The 15,446-nt window shown below is 67.5% G+C and carries 14 protein-coding genes and 1 tRNA gene; 12 read left to right on the forward strand and 3 right to left on the reverse strand.

Annotated features, from left to right (window positions below; genetic code table 11):
- Positions 1-25: 25 nt before the first annotated feature.
- Both AC1GI4_RS14140 and AC1GI4_RS14145 read left to right on the forward strand, forming a co-directional pair.
- Entirely contained in the window at positions 26-1,372 is a 1,347-nt protein-coding gene (locus tag AC1GI4_RS14140; RefSeq protein WP_479629924.1) for a TldD/PmbA family protein, read from the forward strand.
- Positions 1,359-2,165, forward strand: a complete 807-nt coding sequence (locus AC1GI4_RS14145; protein WP_479629925.1) for a 3'(2'),5'-bisphosphate nucleotidase CysQ — start codon at positions 1,359-1,361, stop codon at positions 2,163-2,165. The genes AC1GI4_RS14140 and AC1GI4_RS14145 overlap by 14 nt, the downstream gene beginning before the upstream one ends.
- On the opposite strand, the gene AC1GI4_RS14150 is transcribed toward AC1GI4_RS14145, so the two are convergent.
- From AC1GI4_RS14150 to AC1GI4_RS14160, 3 genes are all read right to left on the reverse strand, one after another.
- Positions 2,143-2,856, reverse strand: a complete 714-nt coding sequence (locus AC1GI4_RS14150) for an NAD-dependent deacylase (RefSeq protein ID WP_479630418.1) — start codon at positions 2,854-2,856, stop codon at positions 2,143-2,145. The genes AC1GI4_RS14145 and AC1GI4_RS14150 overlap by 23 nt on opposite strands.
- A gap of 32 nt (positions 2,857-2,888) precedes the next feature.
- On the reverse strand, positions 2,889-3,200 hold the full coding sequence (locus AC1GI4_RS14155) for a hypothetical protein (protein ID WP_479629926.1): 312 nt from the start codon (positions 3,198-3,200) through the stop codon (positions 2,889-2,891).
- Between the two features lie 308 nt (positions 3,201-3,508).
- A complete protein-coding gene (locus AC1GI4_RS14160; RefSeq protein WP_479629927.1) occupies positions 3,509-3,973 on the reverse strand; it encodes a hypothetical protein in 465 nt (154 codons plus the stop codon).
- Between the two features lie 240 nt (positions 3,974-4,213).
- Here AC1GI4_RS14160 and dapB point away from each other — a divergent pair, with 240 nt between their 5' ends.
- The 10 genes from dapB to ftsH all read left to right on the forward strand — a co-directional run bounded on the left by dapB (position 4,214) and on the right by ftsH (position 15,371).
- Entirely contained in the window at positions 4,214-4,942 is a 729-nt protein-coding gene (dapB, locus tag AC1GI4_RS14165; protein ID WP_479629928.1) for a 4-hydroxy-tetrahydrodipicolinate reductase, read from the forward strand.
- Between the two features lie 5 nt (positions 4,943-4,947).
- Positions 4,948-5,616, forward strand: a complete 669-nt coding sequence (gene nth, locus AC1GI4_RS14170) for an endonuclease III (protein WP_433908798.1) — start codon at positions 4,948-4,950, stop codon at positions 5,614-5,616.
- A 46-nt stretch (positions 5,617-5,662) separates the two neighbouring features.
- Positions 5,663-5,739: transfer RNA gene (locus tag AC1GI4_RS14175), tRNA-Arg, on the forward strand.
- Positions 5,740-5,881: 142 nt separating this feature from the next.
- Positions 5,882-6,229, forward strand: a complete 348-nt coding sequence (locus AC1GI4_RS14180) for a hypothetical protein (protein WP_479629929.1) — start codon at positions 5,882-5,884, stop codon at positions 6,227-6,229.
- Between the two features lie 120 nt (positions 6,230-6,349).
- Positions 6,350-7,489 (forward strand): FMN-dependent L-lactate dehydrogenase LldD, encoded by a 1,140-nt coding sequence (gene lldD, locus AC1GI4_RS14185; RefSeq protein ID WP_294272666.1) that lies wholly within the window; start codon positions 6,350-6,352, stop codon positions 7,487-7,489.
- A gap of 104 nt (positions 7,490-7,593) precedes the next feature.
- The gene (gene ptsP, locus AC1GI4_RS14190; protein WP_479629930.1) at positions 7,594-9,867 is read left to right on the forward strand and encodes a phosphoenolpyruvate--protein phosphotransferase; all 2,274 of its coding nucleotides are present in this window, start codon (positions 7,594-7,596) and stop codon (positions 9,865-9,867) included.
- A gap of 91 nt (positions 9,868-9,958) precedes the next feature.
- Positions 9,959-10,906, forward strand: coding sequence for a helix-turn-helix domain-containing protein (locus tag AC1GI4_RS14195; RefSeq protein ID WP_479629931.1), 948 nt, complete (start codon positions 9,959-9,961; stop codon positions 10,904-10,906).
- A gap of 87 nt (positions 10,907-10,993) precedes the next feature.
- Positions 10,994-11,923: a tetratricopeptide repeat protein gene (locus AC1GI4_RS14200; protein ID WP_479629932.1), complete on the forward strand. Its 930-nt coding sequence runs from the start codon at positions 10,994-10,996 to the stop codon at positions 11,921-11,923.
- A gap of 269 nt (positions 11,924-12,192) precedes the next feature.
- On the forward strand, positions 12,193-13,185 hold the full coding sequence (gene tilS, locus AC1GI4_RS14205; protein WP_479629933.1) for a tRNA lysidine(34) synthetase TilS: 993 nt from the start codon (positions 12,193-12,195) through the stop codon (positions 13,183-13,185).
- A 218-nt stretch (positions 13,186-13,403) separates the two neighbouring features.
- Positions 13,404-15,371: an ATP-dependent zinc metalloprotease FtsH gene (gene ftsH, locus AC1GI4_RS14210; protein WP_294271995.1), complete on the forward strand. Its 1,968-nt coding sequence runs from the start codon at positions 13,404-13,406 to the stop codon at positions 15,369-15,371.
- The last annotated feature ends 75 nt before the right edge of the window (positions 15,372-15,446 follow it).

Here is a 15,446-nt window from a genome sequence, read left to right on the forward strand (position 1 = left end):
GCCAAGCGTCCTTAAGTCCTGACCCATGCTGACTCCCGAACAGGCCCGCGACCGGGCCGCCGACATCGTTGCCCGCGCCCGTGCCGCCGGAGCCGACGCCGCCGACGCGGTCTTTGCCGCCGACGCTTCGCTGGAGGTATCGGTACGCCTCGGCGCGCTGGAGGATGTCGGCCGCTCGGAAAGCGAAGAATTGGGCCTGCGCGTCTTCGTCGGGCAGCGTTCGGCCAGCGTCTCGACCTCGGACCTGTCGGGCGATGCGATGACCCTTGCGGTCGAGCGTGCCGTCGCCATGGCGCGCGAGGCGCCCGAGGATCGCTGGGCGGGCCTCGCCCCCGAGGAACGCCTGCTGCACGGCGCGCCGCCGATGCTCGACCTGGACGATGGCGGCGAAGTCGCGCCCGAGGCGTTGCGCGCCGCCGCGCTGGAGGCCGAGGAAGCCGCGCGCGCCGTCGCGGGCGTGACCAACTCGGAGGGGGCGGGCGCGTCGGCCTCGCGCGTCGTATCGGCGCTGGCGACCAGCCATGGCTTTGCGGCGGGCTATGCCGCGACCGGATACGGCCTGTCGGTCAGCGTGGTCGCGGGCGCGGGCGCCAACATGCAGCGCGACTATGCCCATCACGGCGCGCGCCTGCGCCGCCTGCTGGAAAGCCCGGCGGCGATCGGGACCCGTGCGGGCGAGCGGACGGTGGCCCGCCTCAACCCCGGTAAACTCGCCAGCGGCGCGATGCCGGTCGTCTATGACCCGCGCGTCGGATCGTCGCTGGTCGGGCATCTCGTCTCGGCGATCGCGGGTGCGGCGATCACGCGGCGGACCAGCTTCCTGCTCGACCGGCTGGGCGAACGGGTCATGGCGGCGGGCATTCGCATCGAGGACGATCCCCACCGCCCCCACGGCCTGCGCTCGCGCCCCTTTGACGGCGAAGGGCTGGCGGTGTCGCCGACCGCCATCGTCGAGGACGGGGTTCTGGAAACCTGGCTTCTCGATTCCGCCTCCGCCCGACAGCTCGGGCTGGAGCCGACCGGCCATGCCGCGCGCGGCACCGCCGGTGCGCCGGGCGTGTCGACCAGCAATCTGTTCATGGCGGCAGGCCGTGTGCCCGTCGAGACGCTGATCGCCGACATTGCCGACGGCGTGTATGTCACCGAACTGATCGGCAGCGGGGTGAACCCCGTCACCGGCGATTACAGCCGGGGCGCGGCGGGCTTTCGCATCCTGAACGGACGGATCGCCGAGCCGGTTGCGGAGTTCACCGTGGCAGGCAATCTGAAGGATATGTTCCTCGGCATGACCCCGGCCAATGATCTGGAATTCCGCTACGGCGTCAATGTGCCGACCCTGCGCATCGATGGAATGACGGTTGCCGGCAGCTAAGCTGATCCCACCGGATTTGATTTCGGCCGTCGTGGCGGCGGCGCGTGAGGCGGCGGCGATGGCGCTCGCCCGCTGGCGCACCGATTTCCGGCAATGGGAAAAGACGCCGGGCAGCCCGGTGTGCGAGGTCGATCTGGACGTCGACCGGATGCTCTATGCCCGGCTCCATGCGCTGATCCCCGATGCGGGCTGGCTATCGGAGGAGACGGCGGACAAGCCCGACCGGCTGGCCGCGCGCCGCGTCTGGGTGGTCGATCCCATCGATGGCACGCGCGATTATATCCGGGGGCGCGAGGGCTGGGCGGTGTCGGTCGCGCTGGTCGAGGACGGCGTGCCGGTGATCGGCGTGCTGGCCGCCCCCGCGCGCGGCGAATTGTGGCTGGCGCAGGCGGGCCACGGCGCGACCCGCAACGGCAGCGCGCTGAGCGCGGGCTATTGCCACCAGATGCCCGGCGCGCGCGTGCCCGTGGATGCGCTGCCCAAGGCCGACCGCGATCTGGTCGCGGTGTTCAAGCCCAATTCGATCGCGCTGCGCATCGCCATGGTCGCCGCCGACGAGGCCGATCTGGTCGCCACACTGCGCTGGGGCAATGAGTGGGACATCGCCGCCGCCGCACTGATCGCGTCCGAGGCGGGGGCAGGGGTCGCCGATGCGCTGGGCCAGCCGCTGCTCTTCAACAAGCCCGATCCGCGCGCCTTCGGCGTGCTGGTGACGGCGCGCGGGCTTCAGGCGCCGGCGGTCGAGCGGCTCGCGCCGCGCGCCCGCGAGGTCATCGTTCCCGTGACTGGGTGAGCATCTGCTCGACCCATTGGGGCACCAAATCGCTCGCCGGGCCGAGGCGGCTCTCGTCGAACCAGCCGCTCCCCTCCGACCGTTCGAGATTCAGCTCCAGCGTCGCCGCACCATAAGCGCTCGCCATCCGTACGAACCCGGCGGCGGGATAGACCGCGCCCGAGGTGCCGATCGACACGAACAGATCGGCCTGCGCCAAAGCTGCCTCAATTCGCTCCATCTGATACGGAATCTCGCCGAAGAACACGATGTCGGGCCGCAGGCGCGGCGCGACACAGGCGGGGCAGAGCGTGCCCGGCGGCAGGTCGTCCGACCAGTCGAACCGAGCCCCGCACGCCGCGCACAGGGCCTGCTTCAACGCGCCATGCATGTGGAGAAGCCGGGCGGCCCCCGCCCGCTCGTGCAGGTCATCGACATTCTGCGTGACGATCAGCAACTCGCCCGACCATTCCCGGTCCAGCCGCGCCAAAGCCTCATGCGCCGCATTGGGCGAGACGCGGGCAAGCGCCGCCCGCCGCAGGTCGTAGAAGCGGTGCACTAGGTCCGGGTCGGCGGCGAGCGCCTCGGGCGTGCAGACATCCTCCACCCGATGCCCCTCCCACAGCCCACCGGGGCCACGGAAGGTGGCGATGCCGGACTCGGCCGAGATGCCTGCGCCGGTGAGGATGACGATGTTGTGGATGGCGCGTATCCGCATCGGTTTCTCGCTTTGCTTCTTCCCAATCATTCTCGTGCTTCGCGTATCGCATCCAACTCTGCCATCCTTACAGGATCGTCTGCTGCAAGTACCTCTTCAAGATAGAAGCTGTACGGGATGTCGCGCACCACCTGTTGGGCTTCATCGCTATAATCGGCGGCAATGACCGCAAATGCGTCGACAAGCTGACGGAGAAATCCGCGATCCAGTTCTTCGAGTTGACCTGCAAGGCCCTCCATCATCTTCACCGCGATATCTGGATCGAGGTTATCGTCGTTAGTCAGGTCGAGGAACACGACATAATCGGCTATGATATGAGCGATCTGCATGGCTATCATAGTTTAATGACCTTTAATTGAATGTTGGGAGCATTCATCTTCTTGGGCAGCGTTGCCTGTACAGCCGCAACTTTCCCATTCCTGACGTCGTAAATTGCTTCGCCAATATTTCCGATCAATTCCGTGACTGGGTTCGGCTGACGAGGTTGGGGGTTGTGATGATTCAGGAGCAGGGATCTTGGTGTTGCCGAAACGGAGCTATCCAGCACGAACGATATAAATGTGGAAGTTTTCAGCACAGTGACCGATCAGATGCTACTCTTGGTACGATTTTTGGCATTAGGGCGGTAGATTTTCCTGAGTGCCTTTCATGGTACAGGCACGATCCCGAAGTAATCGCTGCCGCCGGCGTTGGTGAGACATGGTCCCAAGCTCCGGGCATCGGCCGCTCCTCCATCTTGATAGATAATCATGCAGTGTTGCCGGGCGGCGATGTAAGCATCGGGACGCTGACGGATCGCATCGAAAAAAGGGATGCCGCGCCCTTCACCCCGGACGGCAGCGTGTGCATTGCTGTCGGCATGATTGGCGAGGATGAGTGCGAAATCCTGCGACGGCGGGCATAGTGGATCACCACGCCGCTTTTGCCAGCAAAACAGATAGGCCCGATCGCGCATTTTTTGAGTAGAACGGGACCACGTCGCATTGGAGAGCCGCCAATCACTCGTGGGCCCGTAGGTGGATTGCTGCTGCTCGGAATGGAATTGTTCCGGTGTCGGGGACATTTCGCGTTTCCCACAAGCGATGAGTGGCAGGGGCAGCACTGCGATCATCAGTATCCTTGTCGCGCTATGCAACGTTGTTCGTCCCCGTCGCCAAACTGGGCAGTGGCCGCTCTTCATCACGGATCATCGGCTCGGCAGCGGGGTTGGCAATAAAAAATTATGCGATCCGCAATGCCAATGATCGCCGATCCTTTCCGCCGTGGCTAACCGTCGGTTTCCCTTCGCCCGGACCTGTGCCAAGGAACGCCGCATGACGATCTTCTCCCGCTTCGCCACCGGAACCCCCGCATGACCGCCATCGGTATCTACGGTAGCGCCGGGCGCATGGGCCGCGCCATCGCGGACCTGATCGAGGGCGAGGGTGCGACGCTGGCGGGCGGGTGCGACTCGCGCGACGATCCCGATGCGCTGGCCAAGTCGGCCGACGTGCTGGTCGACTTCTCGATCGCCGGCGCGCTCGACGTGCATCTGGCGGCGGCGCGGGCGGCGCGGACCCCCATCGTGATCGGCACCACCGGCCTTTCCCCGGCGCAGCACGCCGCGATCGACGCCGCCGCCGCCGACATCGCGGTGCTCCAGACCGGCAACACCTCGCTCGGCATCACCTTGCTCGCCAATCTGGTGCGCGAGGCGGCGGCGCGGCTGGGCAGCGACTGGGATATCGAGATCACCGAGATGCACCACCGGCACAAGGTCGATGCGCCTTCCGGCACCGCGCTGCTGCTGGGCGAGGCGGCGGCGGCCGGGCGGGGGCATCCGTTGTCCGAGCTGCGCGTTGACGGGCGCGCCGGGCTGGTCGGCGCGCGTACCGAGGGGACGATCGGCCTGGCGGCTTTGCGCGGTGGCTCGGTGATCGGCGACCATGAGGTGATCTTCGCGGGCGAGGGCGAGCGGGTGACGCTCGGCCATTTCGCGCAGGACCGCACGATCTTCGCGCGCGGCGCGGTGCGCGCGGCGCTTTGGCTCGCGGGGCAGGCGCCGGGGCGCTATCGCATGGGCGACGTGCTGGGTCTGTAACGCCCGTGAAGAAGGCCGATATCGTCGAATTCTACCACCGGCTGGCGGAGGCGAACCCGCACCCCGAGACCGAGCTGGAATATCGCAACCCCTATACGCTGGTCGTCGCCGTCGCGCTGTCGGCGCAAGCGACCGATGTGGGGGTGAACAAGGCGACGCGCGCCCTGTTCGCCGAGGTCGATACGCCGCAAAAGATGCTCGACCTGGGTGAGGAAGGGCTCAGAGCCCACATCAAGACGATCGGCCTGTTCAACACCAAGGCCAAGAACGTCATCGCGCTGTCGCAGATGCTGGTCGACGATCATGGCGGCGAGGTGCCCGAGGATCGCGCCGCGCTGGAGCGGTTGCCCGGTGTCGGTCGCAAGACCGCCAATGTCGTGCTCAACACCGCCTTCGGGCACGAGACCTTCGCGGTCGACACCCATATCTTCCGCGTCTGCAACCGCACCGGCCTGGCCAAGGGCAAGACGGTGCTGGCGGTCGAGCTGAAGCTGGACAAGGCGACGCCCGCGCCGTTCCGGCTGCATGCGCACCACTGGCTGATCCTGCACGGCCGTTATATCTGCAAGGCCAGGCGCCCCGAATGCTGGCGCTGCCCGGTCGAGGATCTTTGCGCCTATCGCCCCAAGACGCCTGCGCCCGCTGCCAAGGCCGGAAAAGCGGTGGCGGCATAAAAAGGGCTGGCGCAGGGTGGCGGGCGATGCTAACCGGCCAGCCTACGCACCCGTAGCTCAGCTGGATAGAGCGCTGCCCTCCGAAGGCAGAGGCCACAGGTTCGAATCCTGTCGGGTGCGCCAGCTCAAAATGTCGTGTGGCCCTTTTGGGCGTGCTGCCGTGGTAGCGAACCCGGTAGTGCCGACACGCGGTCATTGCTGAAAAATCGGTCATGATGGCAATTCGGCTCGACGCTGTCCTGACCGTGGCGATAGGGACGGGTGTATGACAACGCTTCGCCTGCTCGCGCTCGTACCTGTCCTGCTCACCGGCGCCTGTGCCCTGGAACGGGCGGGCCATCATGATGATGGCAATGTGCTGGTCCTGACGCAGGTCGGGCCCGAGCCGCTTGCGACGTGTATCGGGCAGAAGTTCGGCGTGGCGGCCAGCCCGACGGAGCGCGGCGGCTTCGTGATCGATGCTCCGGGCGAACCGCCGCTTCGACTGCTCGTTGCGCGCGACGATGTCCAGACGGTCGTATCCGCCCCGGCTGGTGTGGTCGTGCGGCAGGCGACGAGCGGCACGGTCATTCAATGCACGCTCGAACTTACACTCCCGGCCAAGCAGGGATGAGCCCATGGCGGCGGCCGAGACGCCGCCGTTATTCCCGAAGCGGCGTGGCGAGGGTGTGGCGTTGATGGCCAGGCGGCGCACCAAGGCTTTGGCAAAAGGTTGCCGGAAGGTGTTTTTACGATGATTATTTCCGCCCCCACCGACTATCGGGAGGCCGCGCGGCGTCGCCTGCCGCCCTTCCTGTTCCATTATATCGATGGCGGCGCGAATGCCGAGCATACGCTGCGCTGCAATGTCGACGATCTGGCCGGGATCGCGTTGCGCCAGCGGGTGCTGCGCAACGTCGCGGATCTCAGCCTGGAGACCGAGCTGTTCGGCACCCCGCTCGCCATGCCGGTGGTGCTGGCGCCGGTCGGGCTGACCGGCATGTATGCCAGGCGGGGCGAGGTGCAGGCGGCGCGGGCGGCGGCGACGGCGCGGGTGCCCTTTACGCTTTCGACCGTCTCGGTCTGCGCGATCCAGGAGGTGCAGGCGGCGTCCTCCGCGCCGATCTGGTTCCAGCTTTATGTGCTGAAGGACCGGGGCTTCATGCGCGATGCGTTGGAGCGGGCGCAGGCGGCGGGGGTGACGACCCTGGTCTTCACCGTCGACATGCCGGTGCCGGGTTCGCGCTATCGCGATGCGCATTCGGGCATGTCGGGGCCGAATGCGGCGTTCCGTCGGATGGTGCAGGCGGCGACGCATCCGCGCTGGGCCTGGGATGTGGGACTGCGCGGACGGCCGCATGACCTGGGCAATATCTCGGCCTATCGCGGCAAGCCGACCGCGCTGGAGGATTATATCGGGTGGCTGGGTGCGAACTTCGACCCCTCGATCGCGTGGCGCGACCTGGAGTGGATCCGCGATGTCTGGAAGGGCGCCATCGTCATCAAGGGTATCCTGGACCCCGAGGATGCGCGCGACGCGGTGCGCTTCGGCGCGAACGGGATCGTGGTGTCCAACCATGGCGGGCGACAGCTGGACGGCGTGTCCTCCACCGCCCGCGCGCTGCCCCGCATCGCCGATGCGGTGGCGGGCGAGCTGAAGCTGTTGGCGGATTCGGGCGTGCGCTCGGGGCTGGACGTGGTGCGGATGCTGGCGCTGGGTGCGGATGCGGTGATGCTGGGCCGCGCGTTCATCTATGCGCTGGCGGCGGACGGGGAGGCGGGTGTCGCCAATCTGCTCCGCCTGGTTGCCGCCGAGATGAGGGTGGCGATGACGCTGACCGGCGTGCGGTCGGTGGCGGAGATCGACCGCACGGCCTTGGCGGGCGGATGCTGATTTCGCCGCCGTCCCGGTCGGCGGGGCGCCGCCGCGATCAAAAGGCACGCGCGTGCGATATTAGCGCATGACACCGCCGCACTCCGTCTGTTAGCCCTATCCCCATGCCCGTTTCGGCCGCCGCATCCGCCCGCGAGATCCTCGTTCGTCTGCACGACGTCATGGCGTCGCGCACCCCCGCCCAAGCCAAGCTGAACCAGGTGGTCCAGATCATCGGCGAGGCGATCGGGAGCGAGGTCTGTTCGATCTACCTCCTGCGCGAAGGGGTGCTGGAGCTGTTCGCGACGCGCGGCCTGGCCGAGGAGGCGGTGCACGTCACCAAGCTGGCGCTGGGCGAGGGGCTGGTCGGCACGATCGCCGAGGATGTCGAGGTGCTGAACCTCGATGAGGCCGCCAGCCATCCCGACTTCGCCTATAAGCCCGAGACGGGCGAGGATCGTTTCCACAGCTTTGCGGGCGTGCCGATCATCCGGCGCGAGCGGGCGGTGGGCGTGCTGGCGGTGCAGCACAGCGAACCGCGCAAATATGCCGATGTCGAGATCGAGGCGCTGCAGACCGTCGCGATGGTCCTGTCCGAGCTGATCGCCAATGCCGGGCTGATCGACGCGGCGGGGGCGGCGGGCACGCGGCCGCAGATGACCGCGACGATCCGGCTGTCGGGCCAGAAACTGGTCGAGGGCATGGGCAGCGGCTTTGCCGTTTATCACCAGCCGCGAATCGTCGTCGAACATACGGTCGCCGAGGATATCGATGCCGAGCGCCGCCGGGTCTATGCCGCGTTCGACAAAATGCGCGAACAGATCGACCGCATGGCGCGCGAGGCCGAGTTCGGCGTCGCGGGCGAACATGTCGAGGTCATCGAGACCTACAAGATGTTCGCCTATGACGAGGGCTGGGCGCGCCGCATCAACGAGGCGATCGACAGCGGCCTGACCGCCGAGGCCGCAATCGAGCGGGTGCAGCAGCGCACGCGCCAGCGGATGCGCCAGATCGACGATCCGTTGCTCGCCGACCGGATGCACGACCTGGAGGACCTGTCCAACCGGCTGCTGCGCATCGTATCGGGCCAGATGGGCACGGCGGCGCAGCTGGGCCTGCGTCAGGACACGATCCTGATCGCGCGCAACCTGGGTCCGGCCGAGCTGCTGGAATATGACCGGCGGCGGCTGAAGGGCGTGATCCTGGAGGAAGGGTCGCTGACCGCGCATGTCATCATCGTCGCGCGCGCCATGGGCGTGCCGGTGCTGGGCCGGGTCAGCGATGTGCGCCGCCAGATCGCGGACGGCGACCAGTTGCTGCTCGATGTGTCGGAGGGCAGCGTGCTGGTCCGTCCGACCGCCGCGATGGAGGAGGCGTTCGACGCCAAGCTCGAACTTCGGCAGAAGCGGCGCGCGGCCTTTGCGGCGTTGCGCGACGTGCCGCCGGTGACCAAGGACGGCCACCGCGTCACCCTGATGGTCAATGCCGGGCTTCGCGACGACGCCGCCGCGCTCGACACGACGGGCGCGGACGGCATCGGCCTGTTCCGCACCGAGTTCCAGTTCCTGGTCTCCGCCACCCTGCCGCAGCGCGAGCGGCAGCAGCGGCTGTACCGCGACGTGATGGAGGCGGCGGGCGATCGTCCGGTCGTGTTCCGCACCATCGATATCGGCGGGGACAAGGCGCTGCCTTACCTGAACACCGATCCGGGGGACGAAGAGAACCCGGCCATGGGCTGGCGCGCGCTACGGCTGGCGCTGGAGCGCGACGGGCTGATGAAGGCGCAGGCGCGCGCGTTGATCGAGGCAGGGTCGGGGCGCACGCTCCACGTCATGTTCCCCATGGTGTCGGAGGCCTGGGAGTTCGACGAGGCCAAGGCGCTGTTCGAGGCGCAGCGGGCCTGGCTGGGCTCGCGGGGTCGTCGCCTGCCGCTCGATGTCCGCTATGGCGCGATGCTGGAGGTGCCTGCGCTCGCCGAACAGCTCGACCTGATCCTGCCCAATGTCGATTTCCTGTCGATCGGCACCAACGACCTGACCCAGTTCCTGTTCGCCGCCGATCGCGCCAATCCCAAGCTGGCCGAGCGGTACGACTGGCTCAGCCCGTCCATCCTGCGCTTCCTGCGCCGGGTGGTCGATCCGGCGCGCGCAGCGGGGGTGCCGGTCGGCGTGTGCGGCGAGATGGGCGGACGGCCTCTAGAGGCGATGGCGCTGATTGGTCTCGGCATCGACCGGCTGTCGATCACCCCGGCGGCGGTCGGCCCGGTCAAGGCAATGATCCGCTCGCTCGACCGAGACGCGATCACCGCCGAGATGGCACGGCTGCTCGCGCATCCGGTGCGTGACATGCGCGGGGCGCTTGGTGCCTGGGCTGCGACGAACGGTGTGGAATTGGCCTGATCCAGGTCAGGTGTTCGCGTTGACTTGATCCCAACCGTCTGAAAGAACGACCGCGATCATGGGGTGGGCCATGGTCGCTTCGGAGTTGAGAATGGACGAGGTCAATCCCGGCCACGATGCCGCACCAGCGGCACCTGCCCGCGCCGGTGACGTCCTGCGCATGGCGCGTGAGGCGCAGGGGCTATCGCTGGGCGATATCGGTGCGCGCACGCGCATCCCCAGTCGTCACCTCGCGGCGATCGAGGCATCCGATTATCAGAGCCTGCCGTCGGCCACCTATGCGGTCGGCTTCGCCAAGGCCTATGCCCGTGCGGTCGGCGCCGACGAGGTCGCGATCGCGCAGGCGGTGCGCGCCGATGTCGACAAGCTGGGCCGCCGCGTGAACGAATATGTCCCGCAGGACATCGTCGACCCGTCGCGGGTGCCGTCGCGCGGGCTGGCCATCGTCGGTCTTGGGATCGCGCTGGCCCTGCTGGTCATCGCCGGGCTGTGGTACGGCACCGACCTGTTCCGCCGCGACCGCACCGCGCAGGAAGTGCCCAGCGCGACGCCGCTGGCCAACAGCGCGGCGCCCGCTCCCACGCCTGCGCCCAGCCCGACGCCGGTGACGGCGGGCAAGGTCGTGCTGACCGCCAATGGCGATGTCTGGCTGCGTGTCTATGACGCCGACAATGTCACGCTGAAGATGGGCACGCTGAAGCCGGGCGAAAGCTATGAGGTGCCCGCCACCGCCAAGGGACCGTTGCTCAATGTCGGCCGCCCCGACAAGCTGACGGTGACGCTGGACGGCAAGCCGATCCCGCCGCTGGGTGACGGATCGCGCGCGATCAAGGACGTGCGGATCGACCCGCAGGCGATCGGCGCGCGGCTGTCGGGGGCTCCGGTGCCGGCCGCCACGCCCGCGCCCACCGTCCGCACCCCGCTGCGCGAGCGGCCCCAGCGTCGCACGACGACGGGCGCCAGCAGCGAGGCGGGCGGCAATGCCCCAACGCCTGCACCGTCGCCTTCGCCTGCCACCACGGCACCGGCGGATTTGTAAGAAGCGGAATCTTAAGGCTGGAGACAGCCGGGGCAGGGCAGGGTTGCCCTGTCCCTTTCATAACCAGCCCACCGGGGGGTGAGACCGATGCGTAACCTGTTGCTGGCCGGGGTCGCGGCCGTGATGATCCTGCCGACCGCCGCCACCGCCCAATCCAATGTCGAGGGCCGGGTCGGCAAGCTGGAAAGCGAAATGCGCGCCGTCCAGCGCAAGGTCTTCCCGAACGGCGCGGGCGGCTATGTCCAGCCCGAGATCACTGCGCCGCAGACCCAGACGCAGGCGCCGGGCGTGCCCGCCTCCAGCGCGCTGTCCGACCTGACCTCGCGCGTGACCTCGCTGGAAGAGCAGATGGCCGGGCTGACCGGCCAGATCGAGCAGAATGGCTATCGCACCCGCCAGCTTCAGGATCAGTTCGACGCCTATAAGCGCGCCACCGAGGCGCGGCTGAAGGCGCTGGAGTCCGGCCCCGCGCCGATCGCACCTGCGGGCCAGAGCGCGCCGCTCGACACGCCAGCGCCCGCCGCGACCGGATCGACACGTCCGACCAAGACCCCGGCGGCCCCCTCGGTCGTCACCGGTGACACCGCGACGGCGACTCCGGCGGCGGTCGACAAACCCTCGACCGGCGATCCGGCGGAAGACGCGTATCTCTATGGCTATCGCCTGTGGCAGGCCAAGCGCTATCCGGAAGCGGAGGCCGCGCTGAAGAAGATGGTCGCCGATTATCCCAAGAGCCGTCGCGCGAGCTTCGCGCAGAACCTCCTGGGGCGCAGCTATCTGGATTCCGGCAAGCCCAGCCTGGCGTCGATGGCCTTCTATGAGAATTACAAGAAATTTCCGGACGGCGAGCGCGCGCCCGACAGTCTGCTCTATCTCGGCCAGGCGCTGACCAAGCTCAACAAGCCCGCCGATGCCTGCAAGGTCTATGACGAACTCAGCGACGTCTATGGCGCCAAGCTGTCCGCGGCGATGAAGGGCCAGATCGCCAGCGGCCGCAGTGCGGCGAAGTGCCAGTAAATCCTGCTCATCCCCTTTGAGGGGAGGATGACACTGCCTTGAATCGACGCAAGCCCCTCCCCTTCAGGGGAGGGGTTGGGGTGGGGCCTTTCCACGAGCGCCGCGCCCGTTGATACGCCCCACCCCCCGGCCCCTCCCCTGAAGGGGAGGGGGGCTCCATCTCAGGCGATTCCACTCTAGCCGAGAAGCGAGCACAGCCACGAAACCCCTTGCACTGGTACGGCGGAAGGGCCAGAGGGCGCGCATCCCTGACCAGTTTTGAGAGCATCATGGCCACCGATGCCACGGCCGTCGATCAGATTGCGCGCTTCGCCGCCGATCTGACGCTTCTTCACGATCTCCATGCCGATGCGGCTCCCCTATTGCTGGCGGTATCCGGCGGGCCGGACAGCATGGCGATGTTGACGCTGGCGGTGGCTGCCTTTCCGGGGCGTGTTGCGGTGGCGACGGTCGACCATGGCCTTCGCGCCGAGGCCGCCGACGAAGTGCGGATGGTCGCAGATCATTGCGCGACGCTGGGCGTCCCGCATCACTGCCTGCGCCCCGACATTCCGATCGCCGGGGCAAGCATCCAGTCCCAGGCGCGCGAGGCACGATACGCGCTGCTCGCTGACCATGCCGGTGCGATCGGGGCGGCCGCGATCCTGACCGCGCATCATGCCGACGACCAGGCCGAGACCTTCCTGATGCGCGCGGCGCGGGGGGCGGGGCTGTCGGGCCTGTCAGGCGTGCGGGCCCGGACGGTGATCGCCGATATGGTCGTGCTGCGTCCGCTGCTCGACTGGCGTCGCGCCGAGCTGCGCCAGATCGTGCGCCGGGCCGAAGCACCGTTCGTCGACGATCCGGCCAATCACGATCCGCGCCATGACCGCACGCGCTTCCGCCAGTTGCTCGACGGGCATGAGTGGCTGGGCGTCGCGCAGCTGGCGCGGGCGGCGGCGCAGCTGGCCGAGGCGGATACCGATCTGCGCGCGACGGTCGACTGGCTGTGGCAGGAGCGGGCGCAGATCGATGGCGATAATGTCCGTATCCAGGCGGCCGACCTGCCGCGCGAACTGGGGCGGCGGCTGGCGCGCCGGGCGATCGGCACGGTGCGCGCCGCTGCCGGGATCGAAGCCCCCGCCTGGAGTGAGGGGAGCAATATCGAAAAACTGCTCGAATCGCTGGCACATGGCAGCCGCGCGACCCAGGCCGGGGTGATCGCCAGCGTCCGCTCCGGCGTCTGGCGTTTCCGCCCCGCCCCGCCGAGGAAGACAGGCTGATCCTCCCCGGTACGGGGAGGGGGACCATGCGAAGCATGGTGGAGGGGGAGCGCCACCAGCGACGCACTTTGAGGAAGCCCCCTTCCGTCAGACCTTCGGCCTGACACGTCCTCGTGCCGGGGAGGATTGCCTTAGCCGACGATCACAATGATCGGTCTTGTTCCATTGCCATTAACCTCGTCATGCCTATCTTGGACACCGAAAGGTATCCGGCACCGATGAACGACAACGACAAGCAGCAGAGCCCCGATCCCAATGGGGGCGGCAACCCCTGGATGAAGAGCCTGTTGATCTGGGTGGGCATCCTGATGGCGCTCGCCCTGTTCGTCAGCCTGTCGGGCGCAGGCTCGTCGGCGCAGAGCGGCAATCAGATCGAATATTCCACCTTCCTGGACAAGGTGGACGAGGGCACGGTGAAGACCGCGACGATCTCGCGCGATTCGATCACCGGCCAGCTGTCGTCGGGCGAGAAGTTCCGCACCACCCCGGTTCCCGATTCGCAGCTGATCCCGCGCCTGCGCGAAAAGGGCGTGACCTTCACGGCGAAGACCGAGGAAGGGCCGTCCATCTGGATGCTGATGCTCTATAATTCGCTGCCCTTCCTGCTGTTCATCGGCATAGCCTTCTTCGTGCTGCGCCAGATGCAGAAGGGCGGCGGGGCCAGCGGCGCGATGGGCTTCGGCAAGAGCCGCGCGCGCATGCTGACCCAGAAGGAAGGCAAGGTGACCTTCGACGATGTGGCCGGCATCGACGAAGCGCGCGAGGAGCTGCAGGAAATCGTCGAGTTTCTGAAGGACCCGTCGAAGTTCGCACGCCTCGGCGGCAAGATCCCGAAGGGCGCGCTGCTGGTCGGCTCGCCGGGTACGGGCAAGACGCTGCTCGCCCGCGCGATTGCGGGTGAGGCGGGCGTGCCCTTCTTCACCATTTCGGGTTCGGACTTCGTCGAAATGTTCGTCGGCGTCGGCGCATCCCGCGTGCGCGACATGTTCGAACAGGCCAAGAAGTCGGCCCCTTGCATCGTCTTCATCGACGAAATCGACGCGGTCGGCCGCCATCGCGGTGCAGGCCTGGGCAACGGCAATGACGAGCGCGAGCAGACGCTGAACCAGCTGCTGGTCGAGATGGATGGTTTCGAGGCCAATGAGGGCATCATCATCATCGCCGCGACCAACCGCCCCGACGTGCTCGACCCCGCGCTGCTGCGTCCCGGCCGCTTCGACCGTCAGGTCGTGGTGCCGCGCCCGGATATCGACGGCCGCGTGAAGATCCTCGAAGTCCATATGAAGAAGGTGCCGCTGGCTCCCGACGTCGACGCCCGCGTCATCGCGCGCGGCACGCCGGGCTTCTCGGGCGCGGATCTGGCGAACCTGGTCAACGAGGCCGCGCTGATGGCCGCGCGCAAGGGCAAGCGCCTGGTCGCCAGCGCCGAGTTCGAGGAAGCCAAGGACAAGGTCATGATGGGCGCGGAACGCCGCTCGATGGTCATGACCGAGGACGAGAAGCGCATGACCGCTTATCACGAGGCGGGCCATGCGATCATCGCGCTGCACGAACCGGCGTCGGATCCGATCCACAAGGCGACGATCATCCCGCGCGGCCGTGCGCTGGGCATGGTGATGCGCCTGCCGGAGCGCGACTCGTACAGCTATCACCGTGACAAGATGTACGCGAACCTGGCGGTCGCCATGGGCGGGCGCGTCGCCGAAGAGATCATCTTCGGCTATGACAAGGTGTCGAGCGGCGCGAGCGGCGATATCCAGTACGCCACGGGTCTGGCGCGCGACATGGTCACGAAGTGGGGCATGTCGGACAAGGTCGGCCCGGTCGAATATGCCCAGCCGGAGGGCGAGAGCTTCCTGGGCTATTCGTCCAGCCAGCCGGTGCGCATGTCCAACCAGACCGCACAGCTGATCGATGACGAGATCAAGTCGATCGTCGAGGGTGGCCTGCATCGTGCCAAGCACGTCCTGACCGAGCATGTCGACCAGCTCCACCTGCTGGCCGGGGCGCTGCTCGAATATGAGACGCTGTCGGGTGACGAGATCAAGAAGCTGATCGCGGGCGACGATATCGGCCGCGACGATCCCAAGCAAAAGACCACCCCGATCGCCAAGGCGGGGACGTCGATCCCCAAGACCCGTCGGGGCGCGGGACCGTTTGGGTCGCCCAGTCCGCTCGGAGCGTAATGGGTTCCAAAAGCCGACAGGAAAGGCCGTCCCTGCAAAGGGGCGGCCTTTTTGTTAAGGGGGGATCGGCGTGTC

Source organism: Sphingomonas sp. 77B (assembly GCF_056497825.1).